At 62.4% G+C, this 23,814-nt stretch carries 22 protein-coding genes; 4 read left to right on the forward strand and 18 right to left on the reverse strand.

Translation table 11 applies throughout. From position 1 onward, the window contains the following. Positions 1–116 precede the first annotated feature (116 nt). The 18 genes from GS_RS11100 to rnc form a co-directional block, all read right to left on the reverse strand. Entirely contained in the window at positions 117–2,252 is a 2,136-nt protein-coding gene (locus GS_RS11100; RefSeq protein ID WP_010942850.1) for a cytochrome c3 family protein, read from the reverse strand. Positions 2,253–2,346: 94 nt separating this feature from the next. After that, the gene (locus GS_RS11105; RefSeq protein ID WP_010942852.1) at positions 2,347–2,733 is read right to left on the reverse strand and encodes a response regulator; all 387 of its coding nucleotides are present in this window, start codon (positions 2,731–2,733) and stop codon (positions 2,347–2,349) included. A gap of 27 nt (positions 2,734–2,760) precedes the next feature. Continuing rightward, the gene (locus GS_RS11110) at positions 2,761–3,585 is read right to left on the reverse strand and encodes a GAF domain-containing protein (RefSeq protein ID WP_010942853.1); all 825 of its coding nucleotides are present in this window, start codon (positions 3,583–3,585) and stop codon (positions 2,761–2,763) included. 45 nt (positions 3,586–3,630) lie between these two features. After that, positions 3,631–4,746: a protein-glutamate methylesterase/protein-glutamine glutaminase gene (locus tag GS_RS11115; RefSeq protein ID WP_010942854.1), complete on the reverse strand. Its 1,116-nt coding sequence runs from the start codon at positions 4,744–4,746 to the stop codon at positions 3,631–3,633. After that, complete coding sequence (locus tag GS_RS11120; protein ID WP_010942855.1) at positions 4,743–5,612, reverse strand: CheR family methyltransferase; 870 nt, start codon at positions 5,610–5,612, stop codon at positions 4,743–4,745. Before GS_RS11120 ends, GS_RS11115 begins: the two co-directional genes overlap by 4 nt. Further along, complete coding sequence (locus tag GS_RS11125) at positions 5,612–7,615, reverse strand: HEAT repeat domain-containing protein (RefSeq protein WP_010942856.1); 2,004 nt, start codon at positions 7,613–7,615, stop codon at positions 5,612–5,614. Before GS_RS11125 ends, GS_RS11120 begins: the two co-directional genes overlap by 1 nt. Before the next feature lie 27 nt (positions 7,616–7,642). Then, entirely contained in the window at positions 7,643–8,593 is a 951-nt protein-coding gene (locus GS_RS11130) for a response regulator (protein ID WP_010942857.1), read from the reverse strand. After that, entirely contained in the window at positions 8,593–9,069 is a 477-nt protein-coding gene (locus GS_RS11135) for a chemotaxis protein CheW (protein ID WP_010942858.1), read from the reverse strand. Before GS_RS11135 ends, GS_RS11130 begins: the two co-directional genes overlap by 1 nt. A 54-nt stretch (positions 9,070–9,123) precedes the next feature. Next, positions 9,124–9,495, reverse strand: a complete 372-nt coding sequence (locus tag GS_RS11140; protein WP_010942859.1) for a response regulator — start codon at positions 9,493–9,495, stop codon at positions 9,124–9,126. A 19-nt stretch (positions 9,496–9,514) separates the two neighbouring features. Beyond that, positions 9,515–10,273 (reverse strand): chemotaxis protein CheW, encoded by a 759-nt coding sequence (locus tag GS_RS11145; protein ID WP_010942860.1) that lies wholly within the window; start codon positions 10,271–10,273, stop codon positions 9,515–9,517. A gap of 56 nt (positions 10,274–10,329) precedes the next feature. Beyond that, complete coding sequence (locus GS_RS11150) at positions 10,330–11,133, reverse strand: ExeA family protein (RefSeq protein WP_010942861.1); 804 nt, start codon at positions 11,131–11,133, stop codon at positions 10,330–10,332. Continuing rightward, the gene (locus GS_RS11155) at positions 11,134–13,212 is read right to left on the reverse strand and encodes a chemotaxis protein CheA (RefSeq protein ID WP_010942862.1); all 2,079 of its coding nucleotides are present in this window, start codon (positions 13,210–13,212) and stop codon (positions 11,134–11,136) included. 18 nt (positions 13,213–13,230) lie between these two features. After that, a complete protein-coding gene (locus tag GS_RS11160) occupies positions 13,231–13,596 on the reverse strand; it encodes a response regulator (RefSeq protein ID WP_010942863.1) in 366 nt (121 codons plus the stop codon). Further along, complete coding sequence (locus GS_RS11165; RefSeq protein WP_010942864.1) at positions 13,593–15,278, reverse strand: response regulator; 1,686 nt, start codon at positions 15,276–15,278, stop codon at positions 13,593–13,595. Before GS_RS11165 ends, GS_RS11160 begins: the two co-directional genes overlap by 4 nt. Positions 15,279–15,412: 134 nt before the next feature. Beyond that, positions 15,413–16,729, reverse strand: coding sequence for a ribosome biogenesis GTPase Der (der, locus tag GS_RS11170; protein WP_010942865.1), 1,317 nt, complete (start codon positions 16,727–16,729; stop codon positions 15,413–15,415). Beyond that, positions 16,726–17,622 (reverse strand): GTPase Era, encoded by an 897-nt coding sequence (gene era / locus GS_RS11175; protein ID WP_193360270.1) that lies wholly within the window; start codon positions 17,620–17,622, stop codon positions 16,726–16,728. The genes der and era overlap by 4 nt, the downstream gene beginning before the upstream one ends. Positions 17,623–17,663: 41 nt before the next feature. Beyond that, positions 17,664–18,692 (reverse strand): elongator complex protein 3, encoded by a 1,029-nt coding sequence (locus GS_RS11180; RefSeq protein ID WP_010942867.1) that lies wholly within the window; start codon positions 18,690–18,692, stop codon positions 17,664–17,666. Beyond that, on the reverse strand, positions 18,689–19,435 hold the full coding sequence (rnc, locus tag GS_RS11185; protein WP_010942868.1) for a ribonuclease III: 747 nt from the start codon (positions 19,433–19,435) through the stop codon (positions 18,689–18,691). The genes GS_RS11180 and rnc overlap by 4 nt, the downstream gene beginning before the upstream one ends. Before the next feature lie 134 nt (positions 19,436–19,569). Between rnc and tmk the strand changes: the two genes are divergently transcribed. The 4 genes from tmk to metG are packed head-to-tail and all read left to right on the forward strand — an operon-like array spanning position 19,570 to position 23,814. Next, complete coding sequence (tmk, locus tag GS_RS11190) at positions 19,570–20,211, forward strand: dTMP kinase (protein ID WP_010942869.1); 642 nt, start codon at positions 19,570–19,572, stop codon at positions 20,209–20,211. Positions 20,212–20,215: 4 nt separating this feature from the next. Next, a complete protein-coding gene (gene holB, locus GS_RS11195) occupies positions 20,216–21,187 on the forward strand; it encodes a DNA polymerase III subunit delta' (protein ID WP_010942870.1) in 972 nt (323 codons plus the stop codon). Between the two features lie 60 nt (positions 21,188–21,247). After that, positions 21,248–22,285, forward strand: a complete 1,038-nt coding sequence (locus tag GS_RS11200) for a PSP1 domain-containing protein (protein WP_010942871.1) — start codon at positions 21,248–21,250, stop codon at positions 22,283–22,285. Continuing rightward, a complete protein-coding gene (gene metG / locus GS_RS11205) occupies positions 22,282–23,814 on the forward strand; it encodes a methionine--tRNA ligase (protein WP_010942872.1) in 1,533 nt (510 codons plus the stop codon). Before GS_RS11200 ends, metG begins: the two co-directional genes overlap by 4 nt.

Genomic DNA, 23,814 nt, shown 5'->3' on the forward strand with positions numbered 1-23,814 from the left:
TCCACCTGATTCTGACGATAGTTCGAAAGGTTTGTTATTAGCACAAAAAAGCCGGCCATGCAAACAGAGAGGTTTGCCGGCCGGCGCGGGTCTGATCGGCAGTTGCGGGCTGCGGCTCAGTAGAGCCGCTGGTGGCACCTGACGCAGTTGACCGGATCGCTAACGGTGAAGGCCATGCTGAAGCCGTGGCAGGCACCGCAGGATTTGCCCTGCTCCATCTCCTTCATGGTGGAGGATTTCCGGCCGGCCCCGGCGGTGACGATCGTGCCGTGGCAGTCGCTGCAGGCGTATCCCTTGGCGGTGTGGTTGCGGTGGCTGAACAGAACGCTCCCCACGTCGGCGGGGAGATCGTACTTGATCCCCTTGGTGGCGGGATGGCACCTGTCGCAGCCGGCGGTGACGGGAAACGCAGCCGATCCGTCGTGACAGGCGCCGCAGGAGGTGCCCCTCTCCATCTCCGCCATGGTAACGCGCCGGTTGTCGGGACCGGGCCGGTAGAGGGCATCGTGACAGTCACCGCAGCCATGTACCTTGAGATGGACGTCATGGCTGAAGCGGGCGCCGGACGGCGTAAAGGGGATGTCTTTCACCGGGTGGCATCTGGTGCAGTTCTCCCTGACGGTGAAGGCGACCTTGCCGTCGTGGCAGGCGCCGCAGGACTCGCCCTTCTCCATGGCGGCCATAGTGACACGCCGGGCCGTGACTCCGGCGCCGACGACGGCATTGTGACAGTCCACGCAGGAATAGAGGGCCGTATGGGAGCTGTGGCTGAATCGGGTTATGCCGGTCTGTTTTACGGGGATGGCCACCTCTACGGTCTCCCGGTGGCACGCGCCGCACTTCCCGCGGACCGAGAAGGCGGATGTGCCGTCATGGCAGGCGCCGCAGGAATTCCCCTGTTCCATCTGGGGCATGGTCCACCGGCGGTTGCCGGGGCCGGCCTTGAACAGATCGTTGTGACAGTCGCCGCAGGTGTTGGCCTCCAGATGTTTCACATGGGGAAAATACGAATTGGCCGCCATGTTCACGTCGCGCAGGGGGTGGCATCTGCTGCAGCTGTCCGCGGCCGTTGCCGGGAAGGCGCTTTTACCGTCGTGACAGGCGCCGCACGACAAGCCCTTGCCCATGTCGGCCATGGTGGCGCCCACACGGGCCGCACCGGTGGTGAAAATGCCGTTGTGGCAGTCGCCGCAGCCATACATCTGCCGGTGCGCGTCGTGACTGAAGACCACATTCCCCGCCACGGCCGTCCTGAAGCTGACATCACGGGTCTTCGGGTGACAGCGGTCACAGTTGCCGGTCACACCGAAAACGGTCTTATCCTCGTGGCAGACGCCACAGGAACGCCCCTGTTCCATATCCTTCATGGTGTAACGCCTGCTGGCGGCCCCGCCGATAAAGATGCCGCTGTGGCAGCTGTCGCAGTTGAGGAGCTGTGTGTGGAGCTTGTGGCTGAACATGGCGTCGTGGGCGGCGAAGGACACCTCCCTCACATTGGCGTGACACCGGTCGCAATCCCCCTTGACCGAGAAGGCGGTATTGCCGTTGTGGCACCCCCCGCATGATTTTTGAGTCTCCATCTCCTGCATGGTATAGCGCCGGCTGTCAGGGCCGGCCGTGAAAAGCCTCCCGTGGCACTCGCCACAGCCGTAGCCGGCTGCCAGATGGAGCGTGTGACTGAACGTAGCTGATGCCGCAAAGGTGATGTCACGGACCACATGGCACCTGGTGCAGTCCCCCTTGACCGAAAAGGCAGTGCTGCCGTCATGGCAGGCGCCGCACGATTTCCCCTGCTCCATGGCCTTCATGGATACATTGGGGTTGTTGGTTGCCGCCCTGAAGACGGCATTGTGGCAATCGGCACATCCGTAGGCCCCGAGGCCCAGATGGAAGGCGTGGCTGAAGACCACTGCGCCGAAGTTGGGGATGTCGATGGGGACTTCTTTGGTCACATGACAGCGGGTGCACGCCGGCAGGCCGAAGGCGCGCTTGCCGTTGTGGCAGGCGCCGCACGAAGCACCCTGCTCCATGGCCTTCATGGTGACCGGCGCAGCCTTATCGCCAATCTTGAAGAGCGTGTTGTGGCAAAGGGTGCAGTTGTTGCCCAGGGACTTGAGGTGAACGGGGTGGCTGAAGGCAACCGTGCCCGCGGTCTCAGTGGCGAACGTGACGATCTTGTAGTCACGGGCAAAGAGAATGACGGGAAGAAACAAAAGCACGATGGCAGGGACAAGAAGGCGTAGGCGTTTCACGGGAACTCCCGGATGAGTGAGGAGTAGACGCGCCGGCAATCCGGCGGCGACTCATCGTTTTTTTCCCGGCATGCGGCGCGCGGATTCCAGTGGGTCATGGATTCGGGGATATCCCGAGCAATTCTCTTGCCACCGACAGGACCCTGCCTGCCTGGATCGGCTTGGTAATGTAGGCGTTTGCGCCCAGGGCAAGTGCCCGCTCCCGGTCCTCGGCGGCCCCCTCGGTGGTGATGATGGCAATGGGCAGGTGACGATGGGAGGGATCGCTCCGGACGAGGCTCACCAGCTTGAGACCGTCCATGACCGGCATATTGATATCGGTGAGGATGAGATCGATGGCATGGGCGGAGAGCTTCTTGAGACCATCCACCCCATCGGACGCCTCCACGATGGAAATCCCCGGAATCCGCTTCAGGGCAAAGGCGATCAGTTGTCGCATGGTCGGTGAATCTTCCACGATCAGTACGGTTTTTTCCGCCATGATGAACGTCTCCTCAGAACACAACTGCTACGTGGTCAGCAGATTGATGAAGCCCTGCATGGTGGAGAGCTTGCGCTCGGAGTCCGAATAGATGCGGGAGCTGAAAATAGCCGTGGCCGCGTGCCCCGCCAGGAGCGTGAACAACTCGTAGTCGACGCTGGCGAAGCTCTTTTTCTGGATCAGAAGCTTGTAGATGGCGATGACGCCGATGACGTGCTCCTTGATCTTCAGCGGAATGCAGACCATCGGCCGCAGCAGGTCCCGCTCGTAGGTCTCCGGCCCCTCGGCGAAGTAGTTCTCGCCGGTGCCGGCAGCGATACCGATGACGCCCTCGCCCAGGCGCACCCGGGGAAGTTCCTCCAGCGAGATCCCTTCGGCGGCGACGGCGTCCAGGCTGCCGGTCTTCTCATCGACGAGCATCACGGCGAACTCCTCGGCACCAATCAGGTTGATGATGATCTCGGTGATTATCTGGAGCACTTCGCTAAAATCGAGGGTCGAGTGGAGCTGGTAGCTGGCAATATAGAGATTGGCCAGATTGTTGTTCTCCTCCTCGATCTCCACGTAGCGGGCGGCGAAATCGTTATTCTCCGCCTCGATCTGCCGGATCTGGCCGATGATTTCCGCTATTTCCCGCTCAAGCTCCTCTACCCGGGCGGCAAGTTTGCGGTTCTCGACGGCCAAGGCCGCCGCTACCCCCTCGCCCTTCTGGTCGGCCTCCAGTTGGAGGGTCCGGAACCGGAGACGCTCATTTTCCCGGAGCAGCTCCTGGGTGAACTCCGCCCCCTTCTTGAATGCCTGAAGAAACTCATCGGCCCGCGCCAGCAGCCCCTTTTCCTCTTCCACTGACATGTCTCGCTCCTATGCCCCTTCAGCACTCAGGCTAAGAGGGATCGGTCAATCGACGTCGCTGAGAAGACCGCACCGCTGTATAATCTCGCGGGACATGCGGTCCAATGACACTATCTTGTCAACCACCCCGGTGGCAATGGCCTCCTTGGGCATACCGAAGACCACCGCCGTCTCTTCAGCTTCGGCCAAGGTCTGCCCCCCTGCCCGATTGATGGCCGCGACCCCTTTGCTGCCGTCATTCCCCATACCGGTGAGCACCACGCCCAGCGTACGCGGACCAAAGACCTCGGCGCAGGAAAGGAGCATGGCATCCACGGACGGCACGTAGCGGTCATCCGTGCCCGGCTTCACGATCCGGGCACGCACCTCGCTCCCCTGACGCTCGAAGACCATATTGTGCCCGCCGGGGGCGATGAGCACCCGCCCGGCCCGCACCTCGTCACCGTCCGCTGCCTCGCATATCTCAAGGGGTGACAGCCGGTTCAGACGCTCCGCAAATGTCCGCGTGAATCCCGCCGGCATGTGTTGAGAGACCACGACCGCCTGGGGAAACGCCCCCGGCAGAGCACAGAGTATCCGCTGAAGTGCCGGCGGCCCTCCCGTGGAAGCACCGATGGCCACCACCTCCAGGCGCCCGGCGGGGCGGGGAGCGGTACTCTCGGTTCGCACGGCTGCTTTTGCATACGGCGCGGAGCCGGAGGTCCTGCGGCCGGCCGCGACAGAAGCTCGCTCCTGTTCCCGCTCGCGACGAACGATGCCCGCCAGGTTCAGGTGGATGACGCCGCGCACCTTGCGATGAAGGTCCTCGCGGATGGTGAGAATCTCCTCGGACACCCCCTTCGTGGGTTTTGCCACAAAGTCAACTGCACCCAGTTCCAACGCCCGGAACACCTTCTCGTCCTCGCTCCTGGAACTGATGACGATGACGGCGGTGGGAGAGTATTCCATCACGATCCGCAGGAGGGTGAACCCGTCCATCCTGGGCATCTCAAGATCGAGGGTCACCAGGTCCGGTTTCAAGTCGATAATTTTGCGGATACCCTCCTCGCCGTCGGTGGCATACCCGATCACCTCCACCTCGGGCATGCTTTCGAGCATCTTGGTGATGGCGCGGCGGCTGTAGGCCGAATCGTCGATGACCACGACCCTGATCTTTCTCATGGCCGGCCTCCCGGAGGGAGAGGTTTCTGGTAGACCATGTCGTTCTTCAGGTGCTTGAGGGCAAACGCCGTGGATATGTTCATCAGCGATTCGGAATGGCCGAGCAACAGGTAGCCTCCGTCCCGCAGGACGCGGTGGAAGGAATCAATCACCGTCTTGCGGGCGGCCTGGTCGAAGTAGATGATGACGTTGCGGCAGAAGATAACGTCCATGCGGCCCAGAAGCGCGATGCGGTTGGTATCGAGAAGGTTGAGGTGGCTGATGGTGACCAGTTCGCGGACCCTGTCGTTGACCCGGAACATGCCGTCCTGTTCGGTGAAGTAGCGGCGGACATATCCCTCGTCGGTGACCCGGAACGATGACTTGCCGTAGACCCCCTTGCGGGCCTGCTGAATCACCCGCTGGCTGATGTCGGTTCCGATGATTTCCACGTGCCAGCCGGCAAAGCCACCCATTTCCAGCAGAAGCATGGCAATGGTGTATGGCTCCTCGCCACTGGAGCAGCCGGCGCTCCAGATCCGGAGCGTCCGGTCGCCGGCCTTGGCCTTGGCGTCGCGGATTTCAGGGATTATCTCCTGGGTGAAGGCTTTGAGCTGGAACGCCTCGCGGAAGAAATAGGTCTCGTTGGTGGTGAGGACATCCATGATGTCCGAGAGTTCCTGGTCCTTCTTCCGGTTGTAGCGGAGGAAATGGTAGTAGTCCCGGAACCCCGACAGCTGGTGCAGTTGCACCCTCTTGGCCAGGCGCTTTTCCAGAAGATAGGCCGAGTCGCTGTCGAAGAAGAGACCGCAGTGGCTGTAAATGAGGTCCCGGATGAGGCGGAACTCCTCATCTGACATGGGTATTTCGGGCTCGAAGGTAAACATTAGCGCAGACCGCCGAGCAGAGTTTGGAGTTCGTCGCGCACCAGTTCATCCTGCTCTCGCTGGAGGGCGACAGTGAGGTGCGGCATCGCCTCGCGGCCCAGAAGACGGGTCATGGCCCTGGCGAAACTGATCCGGACATCCCAGTGGGAATGGCTCAGGAGGCGATCCCGATAGGCATTCACCCAATCGCTGCCGTCGTTCGCCAGCAGATCGATCGCCACCTTGACCACCTCTTCGTCGCTGCTATCAAGCCCACGCTTCACCAGACGCACCGCCCGATCGCCCTCGATCTCGGAGAGCGTCTCCAGGGCCGTGATCATCACCACCCCATCGGCGGAATCGATCAGCCGCTCGATAGCGTCAAGTGACCGCTCCCCGCCGATCCGGCCAAGGCTCCTCAGGGAGGCGCACCGGACCCACGGATCCTCATCATCCAGGGACAGGATCAGGGGTTCCACCGCCTCACCCCCGCCGATCTCGCCGAGGCCCGAGGCTGCCGCGATCCTCACGTCCGGGTCTTCGTCCACCAGTGCCATCACCAGATTGGACACGCTTTCTGGGAGATGCTGATCCGCCAGGGCCGACACGGCGCTGCGCCGCACCAGGGGGTCTTCATCCTTCATCAGGAGCGCCAGACGGTCCGCATCGCCCAGGGAAGCGTAAAGCCGAACCGCGTCGTGCCGCGAACCGGTGGCTGGCGAATCGGCGAGTTTACGGGCTATGGCCCTCACTCCGGCCGGCTCGGCCGGGGCAAGGCGGATGAGGCCATTAATGGCCCCTTCGCGCACATCGTGCTCCCGGTCATCAAGCAGGGCCGCGATGGACCCCATCAGGGACAAGATACCGATCTTCCCCGCCGCCACGGCAGCAGCCTTGCGCATCATGGGCCGGGTGCTCTCCATGGCCGCACCGAGGAGATCGGCACACCCGGTGAAGCCGAGCTCACCCCAAACCTGGATGATGATCGACTTTTCCTCGTCGTCCGCCGCAGGATAGGCGGCCGCCAGGGCCTCCATCCCCCGCTCGCCCATGGTGCGCAATCCCTGGAGACAGAGCCTTCTGAGCCGTTCGTCCCGACATCCCTGCAGAAGGGGCAAGGCGGCGCGGGCATCGCCGATGTAACCGAGAACCCGGATCAGCGCGTCACGTACCCCCTGATCCGTGGTATCCAGTGAGCCGAGCAGTCCATCGACCACGGCAGAGCCCGTGAGCCGCGCCAAGGCATCATCAACGCACCTGGCCGCCGCGGCGCCGGCGAGACGGCCCCGCAGACGGATAATGGCGCAGGCAGCCGCCTCCCGCACGGCACGGACACGGTCGCCGAGCCCTTCCACCAGGAGCGGTACCGCTTCGGCATCGCCCACGGCACCGAGACACTCGATCACCGGCCGCTTCAGAATACCGTCCGACGCGTGGGGGGTAAGGATGTTCACCGGCACCGGTTCGCCGATGCGGGTCAGGGCGCCGAGGATTGAGTAGCTGAACCAGACATCGTTCTTGCCGAGGGCGGCCAGCAGCGGCGCAACAGCACGCAGATCGCCGATCTTGCCGAGGTTTTCCGCGGCAGCGGCCGAAACGTTGGGGTCCGGGTCGTCAAGGGCGTCGATCAGGGCGGGGATACTTGACCGGTCGCCGATGGTGCCAAGGATGTCGACCACAAACTTGCGGACGTCGCGGTCGTCATCCTTGAGGTGAGTGAGCAGCGCAGGCACGGCCCTCGACTCCAGCCCTTCGAGCACCTCGACGGCCGAATTGCGCAGACCGGCATTGTCCACCGACGAGAGCAGCCCGATGATCCCCTCGATGGTTCCCTCATCCGGGCACATGCCGAGCAGGAGAGACACTGCCTCTTTGCGCACCCGCCAGCTGACGTCACCCATGGCGACGAAGAGCGGTTCGCGGGCATTGGCAAGAGGAACGGCCGCCAGGTCGAGCACGGCCCGACGCCTTGTCTCTTCGTCGGTCGATTGGAGGTCGGCATTTACGGTTTCCAGAACAGCCACGCACGTGCTCCTTGCGTTGATTATCAGTTACAGGCCGAGTTCTCTCCTGATCGTGCCGATGAACTCGGCGAACGCATCATCCAGGTATGACGTTCCGGCACGGACATCGCCGGGCACTCTGTTCTCGTAGAGGGAGCGCCCTTCGGCCACGTCCTCGGCAAGCAGCTCGAAGAAGGTGCCGTTGCGGACTCCTTCCCGCACGAGGTCGCGATTATAAAGTGCGATATCCGAAACAATGAGCCGGGCAAGCCGGCGGGCCTTATGATGCTCATCGGCGAGTGTCGGTTCGTCCCCGCCATATTCGTCGTTGCGGGCGTCTCCGCAGTGTTGCGCCCCTGAGTCCCCGCCGGGAGGCGCTTGTTCTCCGGGAACCATTGTCGGGCCATCTTCCCGGGGAGGAGCTCCCCCGCGGAGCGGCGACGTTTCAGGCGTCGTGCCCGCCAGGAGCCGGCGGACGCGGGCGGGCAATTCGTCCGGAATATGGTGCTTCTCCAGATAGTCGTCCGCTCCGTGGAGCGACTCGGGAGCACGCTTGTACTTCGCCTTGTCATAAATGGAGGCGACGAGAATGATCTTGATGTCCGCCGTGGCTGGCGAACCCTTTACCGCTTCACATATCTCGAAGGCGAACATCCCGGGGAGCGCCGCATCGAGAATAGCCACCCGGGGATGCCGCTCAAGGATTATCGCATAAGCGCCGGCACCGTCGGCCGCCTCAAGAACCTCGAACGGTTCACCGGCCAGAGCCTGTCGGACAGTATTGCGGAAAACCGAATTTTCATGGGCCACGAGAACCCGCGTCACGGTCTCCGTGGTGGACGGCTGGTGCGGGATGCGCGGGGAGGCTTTTCCCCGCACCTTGAAGACGGTGCGGCACGAACTGCACCGCAATGTTACTCCCCCGTCCGGGATCCGAGCTCCGTCAAGCCGGTACCGCGCCTGGCAGACAGGACACCCTGCGATGATCACATCCGCCATCAACGCCCCGTCCCGGCAAGGCCGGCAATGGCCGACGCTTCGCGGCTCGTCAGGATGCGATCGAGATTGACGAGCATGACCAGGGTATCCCGCACCAGGCAGACACCGATCAGGTACTCGGCACTGACCCCGTCGATGGAATGGGGGGGTGGCTTGATGTCACCCACCTGCACCGTGACCACCTCGGTCACGTCATCAACCACGAGCCCCACCAACTGCCGGCTCACCCCAACCACGAGAAGGCGGGCCTCCTCAAGCGCCACCCGCTCGGGCAATTCGAACCGCTTGCGCAGATCGATGACCGGAATCACCATGCCCCTGAGATTGATGACTCCTTCCACAAAGGCCGGCGCCTTGGGGAGCTTCGTCAGCTTCTGGGGGCGGATGATCTCCTTGATCCGCATGATATCGGCGGCAAAGGTGGCGTCGCCGAGGCGGAAGCAGGCGAGCTGTATTTCCTGGATGTCGGTTTCCATGCGTATCCTTCGGGAGCGTGGGTCTGATACGTATGCGAAGGGCGGCCGGCAGCGTCAGGCAGCCAGAAGTCCCTGAATGATCTCGATGATCCGGGCCGACTTGAACGGCTTGGTCACGTAAGCGGAAGCACCGGCCTCCAGCCCCTTGTCACGGTCCTGGGTGCTTTTCTTGGCAGTGAGCATAACCACCGGGATGTGGCGGGTTGACGGGTCGGCCTTGATCATCTGGCAGACCTCGAAGCCATCCATTCCCGGCAACATGATATCGAGAATGATCAGGTCGGGAGGTGTGGCTGCAATATAGTCAAGGGCGGACTTGCCGTCGGTAACCCCTGCCACGGCGTAACCGCGGGAAGACAGCAGAATGCTTTCAAGTTTGAGCAGACTCTCTTCATCTTCGACGATCAGAATCCTTTTCTTTTCCATCGGCATACCCTCCTGGGTATTACATCAATGCTGAATCGAGCACCTTTTCCAGCTGAAGCAGTATGATTATTCCGCCGTCATGGCGGCCTATGCCGTTGACAAATTCACGATCCATGCCATCGAGTACGGCAGGCGGATGCTCGATGGTTGCAACCGGTATCTTGACTACCTGGGTAACCTCGTCCACCAGAAGACCGCACAATCCCTCTCCGTGCTTGACGACGACAATCCGCTCCTTCCCGCGGGCCACGGCATCGGCCAGGCCGAGACGCTCACGCAGGATGAACACGGGAATGATGATGCCGCGCAACGACAGAACCCCGGCGACAAACGGCGGTGAATGGGGCACCTCGGTGGTCTCCCGGGGTTTGATGATCTCCTTCAACTCCATGATATCGATGCCATAGGTCTCGTCGGCCACCCGGAAGCACAGGACTTCCAGATAGGTTTCCGTTTCCCTGGCGGGTTCTGCCTCTGTATCGGAGACAAGGTCTTCCACCAGGGCCGCCCGGCGCCCCTGGAGGATAAGCGCCAGAGGGTCGAGAACGGGCGGAGCGGCCGCCGGCACGGAAGCCGGTACCGGAAGGGCAGCATCATCGGGAGCGAATACATCGTCGGAAAGCTCCTGGAACTCCGGGACCACCGGCGCTGAAGGTGCGTCGGCAGCGGGCCGGGACGGTTCCGGTCGGGGCTCCCGCCGCACGTCGCCCGTCGACGCGGCTCCCCCCTGCTGGCGGTCACGCTGGGCCTTTCTACGTATCTCGGCGATATCCATCATATCCGTTTTCCCTCGCCATGCAAGTTACGACGGCTCCCCACGGAAGCTGTGAGCTGTCAGTACAGGTTCGCCTCATCCCGCAACTCCTCCACCAGAGAGGCGTCGATCCACGCCGCATCCCTGCCGTAGCCGACCAGCAAGGCATTGGTTGCCAGGATATTGATCTTGCGCGGCACGCCGCCCGAAAGTTCATGAATCCGCTGCACCGCGTCCGGGGAAAAAAGCCCCGGCGTCCCCCCGGCCACTTCGAGCCTGAAATCAATATACTCCAGAGTCTCGTCGAGGCTGAGGGGCTGAAGGTGGTAATGGAGTGCAATCCGCTGCCGCAGGGGCTCATGGACCGGGTCGGCCAGGATCTGACGCAGCTCGGGCTGTCCCATGAGGACGACGCTCATGAGGTTCTGGTCGTCCAGCTGGTAGTTGGTGAGAAGCCTGATCTCATCGAACACGTCACGGTCCGGGATGAGCTGGGCCTCGTCCACCACGATCACCGGACAGCGCCCCTCGGCATGCATCAGGTAGAGCGTTTCCGTGAGTTGTTTCAACAGTTCGTCCTTGGCCCCCGCAGGATTGTCGATCCCAAGGCTCCGGGCGATGACCCGCAGAAACTCCAGCGGCGAGAGGCGGGGGTTGAAGATGAAGCAGAAGCGGCACGCCTCGCCCATGGCATCCATGAGCGCCCGGGAAATGGTGGTCTTGCCGCAGCCGATATCGCCGGTCAACAGGGCCAGCTCCCGCTCCTCCACGGCGTACTGAAGCCGCGCAAGGGCCTCCCGGTGCCCCCGCGACAGGAAGAGGTAGCGCGGATCGGGGGTCTTGGAAAACGGCTTTTCCCGCAATCCATAGAATTCCCGGTACATTTACCCCCCGCTCCGCAGGGCTTCGCCGATGATCCCCCCCACATCCATGACGAGGATCGTCCTCTGGTCGCCCAGGTCGGCGGCGCCCGATATCCCCTTGTACCCCTTGAACATGTCGCCCAGTGACTTGATGACGATGTCCTGCTGCCCCACCAGATCGTCCACGATGATGCCCAGCCGTTTTTCGGCCACGCCGACCACTACCACATAGAAGCTGCCGGGCGGTGGAGTCTCGCGCTTGACCTTGAAAAAACGCTCCAGCCGCACCAGCGGCAGAGTGGTCTCCCGAAGCTGGTACACCTCTTTCCGTTCCACGGTAAGGATTTCCCGCTCCTCCACAATGATCGTTTCCAGCACCGACGTGATCGGAATCGCGTAGGTCCGGTCCGCAGTGAGGACCAACAGTGCCTTGATGATGGCGAGGGTGATCGGCAGAGTTATGATGATCCGGCTCCCCTTGCCGAATTCGCTTTCGATGTCGACCATGCCCGACACGGCGGCGATGTTGCTCTTCACCACGTCCATGCCGACGCCCCGGCCCGAGAGTTCACTCACCTTGTCCGCCGTGGAAAAGCCGGGGAGGAAGATGAAGTCGAGGGCGTCCCGGTCGCTCACCCCCTCCAGGGTCTTGATGAGCCCCTTCTCCAGGGCCTTCTGCTTGACTTTCTCGATGTTGAAGCCCCGGCCGTCGTCGGCCACCTCGATGACGACGTGGTTGCCTTTCTGGTAGGAAGAAAGCCTGATCGTTCCCCGCTCGGGCTTGCCGGCGGCAATCCGTTCCTCGGGAGTTTCCAGCCCGTGATCGATGGCATTGCGGATGATGTGGACCATCGGGTCCGAAATATCCTCAATGATCAGCTTGTCCAGCTCGGTGTCTGCGCCGAACAGCTTGAGATCGACCTTTTTACCCTGCTCCCGGGACACCTTCCGAACAATGCGGGACATTTTTTCGAACAGCTGTCCCACCGGGATCATCCGGATTTCCATGACCCCCTTCTGGAGCTCGGTCAGCTTGCGGTCAAGCCCCTTTGCGGCCTTGCCCAGCTCGATGGCGAGAGATGAGAACCCCGCCAGCCTCATGCGGGTGGTAATATCTGCAATGGTGGAGTGGGAAAGGACCAGTTCCCCCACGATGTTCATGAGTTCGTCAAGCTTCCCGATGTCGACCCGGACCGTGCGGCTCATGCTCTTGGCAGTCAGTTGATCATCAATACCGGCCGGCATTGTGGCAGGCGTTGCCAGCACCGGAACGGACGGCAACGGGGAGGACGGCGGCGGGGAAGCCGGGGCTGCGACGGGCAGGGCAGAGCGCTCTTCCGGCTGGGCGGCAGAGCCGTAGTGGATGATGGTGAGCCCGTCCCGGTCGAGCAGTGCGGTCAGACCTTCTTCGTCCAAGTCGGTGCCGAAGAGGATGTCGAAATCTATGAAGGATTCGGGGGAAGTGCTGGCGCTCGGCAGGGTACTGACGACCTCACCCTCTTTTTTGAGCGTGTCGGAGATTTCTCCCAGGTCCTGGTCAAAAGACATGAGACTGAACGATGCATGGATGGAAAAGATGTTCCGACGCTTTTTCACATTTTCCAACAGGCGGTGTTCTTCGTACTCCGTCAGGGAGCTGAGGACCTTCTCGGGCATGCCCAGTTCCCTGAGGGGTGAAACTTCCTGGGCTTCCCGGGCCGAGGCGCAGGCATTGAGTCGTGATACGGCATCCTCGATTGCTGCGCTGTGATCCTCGCCGCTGCCGATGCTGCGGATAATCCCGCTCAGCAGCTCCATGGAATCGAACAGCACGTTCATGGTTTCGGGGGTGAGGGGGATTTTGCCGAGCCGCAGGGAGTCGAGCAGGTTCTCCAGGTTGTGGGACAGGGACTGGATCTCCGTAAAGCCGAACATCCCAGCCAGTCCCTTGAGAGAGTGGGAGCCACGGAAAATGGCGTTCAGGAGATCAGGGTCGCATTCACCGCTGTCGGCACAGTCGCTGAGAGTGACCAGGTCGGTATTGAGCTTCTCGACAATCTCTTCGGCCTCGGCCAGAAAATCATCAACGGCCCTGCCTGATGCGTCGTGCGTGTTGGTCATGGAACCCTCCACCTCTACTCAGGAGGTGTACTTGACGATCAGATCCTGGAGACGGGCCGGGTCGAACGGCTTGACGAGATATTCGTTCGCCCCGAGCGACAGCCCCTTTTCCCGGTCCCGCTCACTCCCTTCGGTTGAAATGATAAAGAGCGGGATGTGCCTGTAATTGTCGCTGGTGCGGACAAAGCTCACCAGCTCAAGCCCGTTGATGTCGGGCATGTTGATATCGGTGATGATCAGGTCGAGCCGCTCGCGGGGAAGCAGGCGCAACGCCTCGAATCCGCTGGAGGCCTCGACGACCTCGAACCCATCCAGCGACTGGATGGTGGCCACCAGCATCGATCGCATGGTGGCAGAGTCTTCGGCAATCAGAATCCTCTTCACGTTCCCCCCTGGACACTTTCGAGAAGCTTGCGCTCCAGAAGCGCCTTTTCCATGGCCACACCGGCCTGGGAGAGAAAAATCTCCAGGGCTTCGGTGCCGCCGATCGGCTTTTTGTCGGGCAGATTGTCGCCGTAGAGGATGGCGACGACCCGCCCCTCGCTCACAATGGGGCCGACAAAAACCTCGTCGGGGATCTCCGGCCCCAGGTGCTCGAACAGGTATCGGTTCCAGGCGGCCGGCTCAGGCCTCACCACGGCTGGATGCTTGGCTTCAATGATCGCGCTGAAGAGGGATTCTCCGTTACGCGGAATTCGCAGTCTTCTCACTCGCGCGTCGGCGACTCCCCCGGTCTCCTCGATGCCGAACTGGCCAAGCCCGACGATCTCGTCGCGCCTCACCATGAAAATGATCGCCCGATTCATGAACTCGGCGGCAAAACGGAGGACCATCAAGGTAACGCCTCCGCCGAGGGCGGGATTGGACAGCTCTTCGAGCATCCCCCGCAGCAGCGCTATGCCGGTGCTCGGTTCCACGGACTCGACCTCGCCGTTCAGGTCGTCGCCGAGTTCCAGGCGCAACTCATGCCCCAGATTCACCATGTCGCCCGTGGCAACGGCGAGTTCGCCGGCCCGGAGTCTCCAAAGCACATCCAGCAGATCACGGCAGAAACGGTCGGCTTCCCGGGAGTCACCCATCTGGGCTCTCCGCGGCTTGATGAGGTGGGGATACCCCAGCGCCCCGACCCGGCGTTCGGCGTCACTGTTATGGTAGTCGGACATGACCAGGAGCCGGAGGTCGGGAAAATTGTTCCGCACGAGCTCCACGAGTTCGAGACCGCCCAGAATACCCGTGCCGTCCATGCGCGGCATGATGAGATCCGCAAGAACCACCGGCCGCTTTCCCTTGCGATAGAGGGAATCGATCCGGATCAGCGCATCCTCGCTTCGCTCCTGCTGATAAACCCGGTAGCCTCCCTGCTCCAGCGCCGCAGCAAGCGTCTCCCGGGTCAGATCATCGTCGTCGACAAGGACAAGCGACACCGGCTCTTCGGCCTTTGCCGCCGCGTCCGGCTGCAAGCGGGTCTGGCCGGAAGCAGGGGGTTCCTCCATGCCGGACAGGTGCGGGACCGCTGCCTGAGGCGCAACAGCGGGAGGGAGGTTTCCGCGATGCCGCTGCTCGTCGATGAGCCGCGCGCCTTCCATGGCCAGGAACTGAGGATTCAGCCCCTGGTCGAGCATGAACTGCATCGGGTCCATCCGGATGTTGTCGACCGCTTCCACGTTCTCCTGAAGCTCGAAGTCGAAGGTTCCCTCGACCCAGGCGAACAGCGAGTAGACAACTTTTTCGAACTGCTCCCGGACCACCTCGTCGATGGCTGCCGCCGCGACCCCGTACTGGCGGATCAGGATCGAGCCGAGCCGCTCCTGGAATCCTTCCCGTTCCTGAAGGGCAAGGGCGCCGCGGAGGGTCGCCAGGTCGATGAGCCCCTTGCGGATCAGCAGCTCGCCGAGGCTTTCCTGGAAACTGCTCGACGACGCCCGGATCACTTTGCCCTGGCGGAAAGCGATCTCGCCCAGTCGTCCCCTGCTGTTGACCCGCAAGACACCCGATTTACGGGAAAGGCTCACAATCTGGAGAATTTCCCCCAGGCCCAGATCTTCCAGGTTGCCGACGAGACTCATACCCGAATCCTGTCAACAAGCCGCGGATTGGTGCTGGAAGCGGCGCCCATCATAAACCATCGACCCATGCAAGTAAAGTGGTTACGGCTCCCCGCGAGAGGCCGTCCAGCCGCCGTTTACGCTCGTTCGGAGGGCTAGCGCTCCCGTCCCCTGAACAGGAGACGCAAAGGCGTTCCGGTAAAATCGAACGCCTCGCGGAATTTATTGACAAGGTACCGTTCATAGGAAAAGTGCATCCCATCCGGCCGATTGGTGAAAATGACAAAGGTGGGGGGCCTGGTCCCCACTTGGGTGGCGAAGTAGAACTTGACCCGCCGCCCCATGACGAGCGGATGGTGATGACTCTCCACCGCTGCCGAAAAGATCCGGTTGAGCTCCGAGGTGGTGACCCGTTTCACGTACTGGGCCATGACCTTTTCCACCTCTTCCATGATCCGGTTGAGCCGCTGGCCTGTTTTAGCCGACACAAATACTATCGGCACAAAGGCGAGATACTTGAATTCAGTCCTGATCTTATCCACGAAGCGCCCCACGGAGCTGTTGTCCTTCTCAATGGCGTCCCACTTGTTGACCACGAAGATACAGGCCTTGCCCGCCTCGAAGGCATAGCCGGCAATCCGTTCGTCCTGCTCGGTCACCCCCTCCTCGGCATTGAGCACGATGAGGACCACGTCGGCCCGCTCGATGCTGCGCAGGGAGTCCACCACGCTGTATTTTTCGATCTTCTGGGTGGTCTTCCCCTTGCGCCGGATGCCCGCGGTATCGATGAGGAGGTAGCGCTTCTTGTTGCAGGTGAACCAAGTGTCCACGGAATCCCGGGTGGTGCCGGGAGTCGGATTGGCCACCACCCGCTCGTATCCCAGCAGCCGGTTGACCAGGGAGGACTTGCCCACATTGGGGCGGCCCACAACGGCAATCTTGGTCGCATTGCGCTCCTCGGGGCTGGTGGTCCGCTGGGGCAGGGCCGCCACCACCTCGTCCATCAGGTCGCGCACGCCGCGGTTGTGCTCCGCTGAAATGGTAAGCAGATTGTCGACTCCCAGGGAGTAGAACTCGGATGCCGCCACCTCAAGGGTTTCGCCATCCACCTTGTTGACCACGAAGAAGACCGGCTTGTCCACCCGCCGGAGCATCTCCACCACCTCCACATCGGCGGGGTTGAGCCCGGCACGGCCGTCCATAAGGAAGAGGATCACGTCAGCCTCTTCCATGGCGAGCCGGGACTGCTCACGCATCTGCTGGAGGAGCCGGTCGGAACTCTCTGGCTCGAACCCGCCGGTGTCGATCAGGATGAAGGGGACGTCGAAACGGGTGACCGTTTCGTAATTGCGGTCCCGGGTTACGCCGGGCATATCGTCAACTATCGCCTTGCGGCGCCCCACGAGACGGTTGAAAAGGGTCGACTTGCCCACATTGGGGCGACCTACTATGGCAACGATCGGCAGTATCATCGGTATCCGAGCTCCTTGAGTATATTCGGGTTTTCGCTCCAGTCCCTGCGGACCCGCACGAAGAGTTCCAGAAACACCTTCGTGTCGAGCAACCGCTCGATCTCCAGCCGGGCCTCGCTGCCGATCTGCTTGAGCATGGCCCCCTTGCGGCCGATAATGATCCCCTTCTGGGAATCGCGCTCCACCGTGATGGTGGCGGAAATGGAGACGAGGCCGCCGTCCTCCCGCTCCCGAAAGCTGTCCACCTCCACGGCGGTGGAGTAGGGAATCTCGTCCCGGGTGAGGCGAAAGACCTTTTCCCGCACGATCTCGGCCACAATGAACCGCTCGGGCAAATCCGTAAGGATGTCGTCCGGGAAGTAGACCGGCCCCTCGGGCAGGGTATCGCGCACCACCTCTACCAGCCGCTCCACATTCTCACCGGTTTCCGCGGAAACCGGCACCACTTCGCGGAAGGGAAACAGTTCGGCATAGGCGGTGAGCCGCTCGGCCAGGATGTCCGGATCGATGAGGTCGATCTTGTTGACAACAAGGAAAACGGGCACATTCACACTGGGCAGAAGTCCCGCGATCTCCCGCTCCTGGTCGCCCGGAGCCCGGTTGGCCTCCACCAGCAGCATGACCAGATCTACCTCGCGGATGGAGGAAAGGGCCTCCTCCACCATGAATTTGTTGAGCCGCGAACGGGCGTGGTGGATTCCCGGCGTGTCGATGAACACGATCTGGGCGCCGGGCAGATTGTGGATTCCCTGGATGCGGTTGCGGGTCGTCTGGGGTTTGTCCGAGGTGATGACGATCTTTTCCCCGAGGATCCGGTTGAGAAGCGTCGACTTCCCCACGTTGGGGCGGCCGATGATCGAGACAAAGCCCGAGCGGAATGGCGTTTTCGACAACATAGTACTCCTTGTGAGTGTGGCCGCTGCAAGGGCGGCGTTCAGTCTGTCAGACTGCCGGCAACGGTGCCGCCGGCGTGAGTCAGGGTAAGGGTATCGGGTGCCGCGGTGGGACAGCCGGCAACACCGGTGACGACGATCCCCCGCCGTTCCAGCAGGCGGGACAGGTTGACGCGCCGCTGTCCCACCACATCGGAAATCCGCGCGGGGGCACAGGCCACCGACACCACGGTTCCCGCGGCAAGGCCGGTGGTAAGCCGCTCCAGCAGCCGGTACCAGAGCTCGCCCTCCACGAGCTGACGCAGGGCCGGGTGCCAGGGACCCGCCAGCACCGAACGTTCCAGGATATCCGTCGGCTGAAGGCCCAGCCGGATGACCGGGACCCCGGCCCGCTTGCAGGCCAGCAGCATGTCGGCACAAAGAGGTACGGCATCGGCAAGGGTCAAGGGGGTGTAGCTCCCTTCGGCCCAGAATTCGGCAAGCCTGGTCCCCGCCACTACCAGGGTCGGGTAGATGCGGAGGGAGACGGGTTTCAGATCGAGGATCCGGGTGAGGGAATCCAGTGAGCGCTCCCGGCTGTCGCCGGGCAGTCCGGGCATCAGTTGCGCCCCCACGGCGATCCCCTCGCTCCGCAGGACATCGAATGCCCGCACCGTGTCAGCGGCCGAGTGCCCTCTGCCGGACACATCCAGGACTTGGTCGTCCATGGATTGAACGCCCAGTTCCACGCTGGCTACCCCCATGGACTTCAAAAAGCCGGCTGTTTCGGCATCGAGGGCGTCGGGCCGGGTGGAGAGCCGCACGCTCCTGACGGAACCATCGTGCCGAAGAGGCTGCAGCGCCGCCAGGAGTCTCTCCTGCTCGTTGCGGGGAAGGCTCGTAAATGTCCCGCCGTAAAAAGCCGCCTCAACGGGCCGTCCCCTGCCGAAGGTCTTCACGGCGGAATGGATCTCTGCGGCGGACGGAAGCCGGCCGGCCCGGCCCGCAATGCGTTCCTGGTCGCAGAAGACGCAGCGGTGGGGGCATCCCTGATGGGAAATAAAAAACGGGACGATAACGGGCCGCGTCATGGGGCAGCGCTGCACCGCCCCGTTTCGAGGCGTTCCAGGCATTGCCGCGCCGCAGCCTGCTCCGCCTCCTTCTTACTCCTGCCCGTCCCCTGGCCGAGGAGGCGCTCACCCACGTACGCTGCCACGGTGAAACGCAGGTCATGGGCGGGACCACTGGTATCGACCAGGACATATCGAGGCAATCCACCATACTGGGCTTGGGCCAGCTCCTGGAAATCAGTCTTGAAATCCCGCCCCTTTATCCCGGCAGCAACACCGGCCAGGCGCGGGCCGAACCACGCGTCCACGAGACGCTCCACCGGAGCCATACCTCCGTCGAGATACATGGCCGCAAGAAGGGCTTCCAGGGCATTGGCGAGCAGCGATCTGCGGTGGCGGCCTCCGGAGCGCTCCTCGCCGCGCCCGAGTCGCAGGTAGCTGCCGAGCTCAACGGCCGCGGCCAGGTCGGCCAGCGTCTCTTCGCCCACCAAAGCCGATTTCATCCGTGCCAACGCTCCCTCACGGCTTTCGGGGTAGTGCCGCAGGAGCATCTTGCCGATGCAGAAACCAAGGATGGCATCGCCGAAAAATTCGAGCCGCTCATTATCGGGAACCGTCGGGGATCGGACCTCGTTCAGCCAGGAACGGTGAGTCAGGGCCTCGTCCAGAAAACGGCGGTCGGTGAAGCGATAGCCGATCGAGGTCTCCAGCCCCTCCGTCGATGCCGCGCCGCCGGCGACTGGTTGTTCATCCGTTTCACGCATAGCGGAGAAGTATAACCCGATTCCATCGTCTTTATCAATAGATATGCGGACCGACGGCCATTTTGCGCTTGATAATGCATGACCTCTCGCCTATAATTCAGCCTTTACGAATCGAGAGGGTACATCCGGGCCGTATGGGCTATTTCATTACATTCGAAGGCATCGAGGGGTGCGGCAAAACGACCCAGATCAAGCGGGCGGCGCAGTCCCTCAGGGAGGCGGGCCACCGGGTGGTCGTTACGCGCGAACCGGGCGGTTGCCCCATTGCCGACGACATCCGGGCTATCCTGCTGGACGCCGGCAACAGCGCCATGGTACCCACGACGGAGCTCCTCCTCTACGCGGCGGCGCGTGCCCAGCACGTGGCCGAGGTCATCGCGCCCGCCCTGGCGGAGGGTGCCGTAGTCCTCTGCGATCGCTTTACCGATTCCACTCTCGTCTACCAGGGCTTCGGCCGCAACCTGGACCGGGATCTCATTGCCCGGCTCAACACGCTGGCTGCGGGACAGATCCGGCCGGACCTCACAATCCTCCTCGACTGCCCCGTGGCGGTGGGGCTTGCCCGGGCCGCGGCGCGGATCAACTCCCGGCAGACAAACCGGGAGGAACGTTTCGAGCGGGAATCGCTCCTCTTTCACGAGCGGGTGCGGGAGGGATTCCTCTCCCTGGCCGGCGGGGAACCCCACCGGTTCGCCGTGATCGACGGAAATGATGGAGTAGAAGCGACGGCGACGGCCGTGGCGGATGTACTCCTGAACCGCGTGCCCCGGAGGTAGGACGATGCCTTTTTCCCGGGTCCTCGGCCAGGAAACCGCCGTGAATGTCCTGCAACGCGCGCTCCGTTCGGGCAAAACGGCCCACGCCTACCTTTTCGAGGGGATCGAGGGGTGCGGCAAGATGACCACCGCCCTCGCCTTCATCGAGGCAGCCTTCTGCCGGCGGGATGACGGCTGCGGTTCATGCCCCTCCTGCCGGAAAATGGCCGGACTCCAGCATCCGGACCTGCACCGACTGGCTCCCGAGGGTGCATTCATCAAGATCGACCAGGTAAGGGAACTGCAGCGGGAGCTTTCCCTGCGTCCGGTTGAGGCACCGATGAAGGCATGCATCATCGATGATGCCGACCGGCTCAACCCGGCAGCGGCCAACGCGCTGCTCAAGACGCTGGAAGAACCGCCGGGCAATGCACTTCTGATCCTGCTCACCACGAATCCGGCGGGAATTCTCCCCACGGTCCGTTCCCGCTGTCAGCTCCTGAGGTTTTCGCCGCTCCCCGAGCGGGTGATCGAAGAATACCTGACGGACGCCGGCCGGGAACCGGCCGCAGCCCGCCTGGCCGCATCCCTGGCCGGCGGCAGCCTTTCCCGGGCGCTGGAGATGGAGGAAGGGAGCGCCGGGACAGCCCGGCAGGGACTGATCGAACGGCTTCGGACCCTCACCCTGGAAGAGATCACCCCCCTCTTCGCGGCCGCCGAGGAACTGGCCGCGGACCGGGAACGCGCCGTGGAGGCCCTTGGCACCCTCACCTCCCTGTTGCGTGATGTTCTCCTCATCCAGGGGGGGAGTAACGAGGTGGTCAACCGGGATCTCGTCGACCTTCTCGAAGAAGAAGCGTGCCGGATGTCGCCGGAGCGGACCCTCACCCGCCTCGGCCACGTCATGGAGGCGCGCCAGGCGCTCCAGCGCAATGCAAATCCCCGGCTCACCATGGACGTGCTCCTCATGCGCCTGGCGGACCGGACGACACCGTAACGCGCTTCGTTACACAACGGGCATTCAAACAAACAACGGGGAGCTCCCCGGGAGGATAGTGTGGTCAAAATCGTCAAGGTCCAGTTTCATACCGCCGGGAAACTCTACGACTTCGGGTCCGGCGACCTCGACCTGAAACAGGGCGACCGGGTCATCGTCGAAACCGAGCGGGGCCGGAGCATTGCCATGGTCGTCACCCCGCCGCGGGAATACGAAGACACCCATGTCCCGGAGGGGCTCAAGAACATCGTCCGCCTCGCCGAACCGTCCGACCTGGCTTCGGCGGCCCGCAACGCGGCCAAAGAGCAGGACGCCTACCATTTCTGCCTCCGCAAGATCAAGGAGCGGGGCATGGACATGAAGCTCGTCAAGGTGGAGTATCTCTTTGACGGGAGCAAGGCCATTTTCTACTTCACCGCCGACGGGCGGGTCGATTTCCGGGAGCTGGTCAAGGATCTGGCCCACCAGTTCCATACCCGCATCGAGATGCGCCAGATCGGGGTACGGGACGAGTCCAAGATGATCGGCGGCATCGGCATCTGCGGCCGGGAGCTCTGCTGCTCGTCCTTTCTGCGCGATTTCGAGCCCGTCTCGGTCAAAATGGCCAAGGAGCAAAACCTGGCCCTCAACCCCACCAAGATCTCGGGCCAGTGCGGCCGGCTCCTCTGCTGCCTCGGCTACGAATTTGAAACGTACTGCTCTCTCAAGAAGTGCCTGCCCAAATGCGGTAAGATTGTGAAGTGCGGCACCGCGGAGGGCGAAGTCGTCAAGCAGAACATCCTGGAAGGGACCGTCACCATCCGGACCGAGGAAGATCGCGAGATGGTCGTCAAGGGCGAGGAGATCAAACCCGAGAACATCTTCGATCGCCCCAAGGCCCCGCGCAAAGAGGGAGGACGGGAGAAAGACCAGAAATCGCCCCAGGACGGAGAACGTCGCGAACGTCCCCGGGACCGCGACAAGGAACGCAAAGAAGGCTCAGGCGGCGAACGGCGCGAACGTCAAGAGCGGGAGCAGGCTCCCCCCCGCGAGGAGGGGAACAACCGGGAGCGCCGGGGCGGCAAGGGAAGAGACCGGGATAAAAAGGAGAAGAAATGAGCCGAACGTTCTATGTCACGACACCCATCTACTACGTAAACGACGTACCGCACATCGGCCACGCCTACACCACCCTTGCAGCAGACGTTCTCGCCCGCTACAAGAAGCTCAAGGGGTACGAGGTCTTCTTCCTCACCGGCACCGACGAACATGGCCAGAAGGTCGAAAAGGCGGCCAACACCGCCGGCGAAACGCCCCTGGAGCTGGCCGACCGGGTGGTCAAGCGCTTCCAGGGCCTCTGGGAAAAACTGGACATCCAGTATACCGACTTCATCCGCACGACCCAGGAACGGCATAAAAAAGGGGTCTCGCACATCTTTACCAAAATCATGGCCCAAGGTGACATCTACCTGGGTGAATATGAAGACTGGTACTGCACCCCCTGCGAAACCTTCTGGACCGAAACCCAGCTCATCGACGGCAAATGCCCCGACTGCAACCGTCCGGTGGACAAACTCAAGGAAGAATCCTACTTCTTCCGGATGAGCAAATATCAGGAACAACTCCTGGCCCACATCGAGGCAAATCCCGATTTCATTCAACCCAAGAGCAGGCGCAACGAGATCATTTCCTTCGTAAAGGAAGGCCTGCGCGACCTCTCCGTCTCCCGGACCTCCTTCAACTGGGGCATTCCGGTTCCCGGAAACGAAAAACACGTCATCTACGTCTGGTTCGATGCCCTGACCAACTACATCACGGCCTTGGGCTACCCGGACGAACAGAGCGCCTTCAAAACGTTCTGGCCGGTTGACGTCCACCTGATCGGCAAGGACATCCTCCGCTTCCATGCGGTCTACTGGCCCACATTCCTCATGGCCGCAGGCCTGCCGGTGCCCAAAAAGGTCTTTGCCCACGGATGGTGGACCGTGGAAGGCCAGAAGATGAGCAAGAGCCTCCAGAACGTGGTGGAGCCCAACATGCTGGTGGACCGGTACGGCATTGACGCGGTCCGTTATTTCCTGCTGCGGGAAGTCCCCTTCGGACTCGACGGCGACTTCTCCCACGCGGCCCTTGTCCACCGGATCAACTCCGACCTGGCGAACGATCTGGGCAACCTGCTCAACCGCTCCACCGCCATGGTCAACAAGTACTTCGACGGCGTTCTCCCCGCCCCCGGCCCCCAGACCGAGCTGGACACCGCCTTTAGGGAAAAGACCGAAGCCATGGTGCGCCAGCTGGATGCCTGCATGGACGAACTGGCCTTCAGCAAGGGACTTCAGGCTATTTGGGAAGTTATCTCTGCGGGAAACAAGTACATCGACGAGACGGCACCCTGGGCCCTGGCCAAGGACCCGGCCAAACGGGAATACCTCGGCACGGTCATGTACACGCTGCTGGAAGCCCAGCGCATCGTGCACCTGGTCCTCTCGGCCTTCATGCCGCGCACCTCCGCCAAGGCCCTCGGCTACCTGGGATGGACGGAGCCCTGCCGCGAAGAAGACCTCGCCTGGGGCAGGCTGGCGCCCGGGACGCTGATCGTCAAGGCGGAAGCGCTTTTCCCACGCATCGAGGAGAAGGAAGAAAAATAG

Origin of the sequence: Geobacter sulfurreducens PCA, assembly GCF_000007985.2 — a bacterium.
Lineage (GTDB): Bacteria > Desulfobacterota > Desulfuromonadia > Geobacterales > Geobacteraceae > Geobacter > Geobacter sulfurreducens.

What these genes read in the sequence shown, in the direction of transcription:
- GS_RS11105 (WP_010942852.1), bottom strand. Translation starts at nt 2,733, where the DNA reads ATGGCGGAAAAAACCGTACTGATCGTGGAAGATTCACCGACCATGCGA.
- GS_RS11110 (WP_010942853.1), bottom strand. Translation starts at nt 3,585, where the DNA reads ATGTCAGTGGAAGAGGAAAAGGGGCTGCTGGCGCGGGCCGATGAGTTT.
- GS_RS11115 (WP_010942854.1), bottom strand. Translation starts at nt 4,746, where the DNA reads ATGAGAAAGATCAGGGTCGTGGTCATCGACGATTCGGCCTACAGCCGC.
- GS_RS11120 (WP_010942855.1), bottom strand. Translation starts at nt 5,612, where the DNA reads ATGTTTACCTTCGAGCCCGAAATACCCATGTCAGATGAGGAGTTCCGC.
- GS_RS11130 (WP_010942857.1), bottom strand. Translation starts at nt 8,593, where the DNA reads ATGGCGGATGTGATCATCGCAGGGTGTCCTGTCTGCCAGGCGCGGTAC.
- GS_RS11135 (WP_010942858.1), bottom strand. Translation starts at nt 9,069, where the DNA reads ATGGAAACCGACATCCAGGAAATACAGCTCGCCTGCTTCCGCCTCGGC.
- GS_RS11140 (WP_010942859.1), bottom strand. Translation starts at nt 9,495, where the DNA reads ATGGAAAAGAAAAGGATTCTGATCGTCGAAGATGAAGAGAGTCTGCTC.
- GS_RS11145 (WP_010942860.1), bottom strand. Translation starts at nt 10,273, where the DNA reads ATGATGGATATCGCCGAGATACGTAGAAAGGCCCAGCGTGACCGCCAG.
- GS_RS11150 (WP_010942861.1), bottom strand. Translation starts at nt 11,133, where the DNA reads ATGTACCGGGAATTCTATGGATTGCGGGAAAAGCCGTTTTCCAAGACC.
- GS_RS11155 (WP_010942862.1), bottom strand. Translation starts at nt 13,212, where the DNA reads ATGACCAACACGCACGACGCATCAGGCAGGGCCGTTGATGATTTTCTG.
- GS_RS11165 (WP_010942864.1), bottom strand. Translation starts at nt 15,278, where the DNA reads ATGAGTCTCGTCGGCAACCTGGAAGATCTGGGCCTGGGGGAAATTCTC.
- der (WP_010942865.1), bottom strand. Translation starts at nt 16,729, where the DNA reads ATGATACTGCCGATCGTTGCCATAGTAGGTCGCCCCAATGTGGGCAAG.
- GS_RS11180 (WP_010942867.1), bottom strand. Translation starts at nt 18,692, where the DNA reads ATGACGCGGCCCGTTATCGTCCCGTTTTTTATTTCCCATCAGGGATGC.
- rnc (WP_010942868.1), bottom strand. Translation starts at nt 19,435, where the DNA reads ATGCGTGAAACGGATGAACAACCAGTCGCCGGCGGCGCGGCATCGACG.
- tmk (WP_010942869.1), top strand. Translation starts at nt 19,570, where the DNA reads ATGGGCTATTTCATTACATTCGAAGGCATCGAGGGGTGCGGCAAAACG.
- holB (WP_010942870.1), top strand. Translation starts at nt 20,216, where the DNA reads ATGCCTTTTTCCCGGGTCCTCGGCCAGGAAACCGCCGTGAATGTCCTG.
- metG (WP_010942872.1), top strand. Translation starts at nt 22,282, where the DNA reads ATGAGCCGAACGTTCTATGTCACGACACCCATCTACTACGTAAACGAC.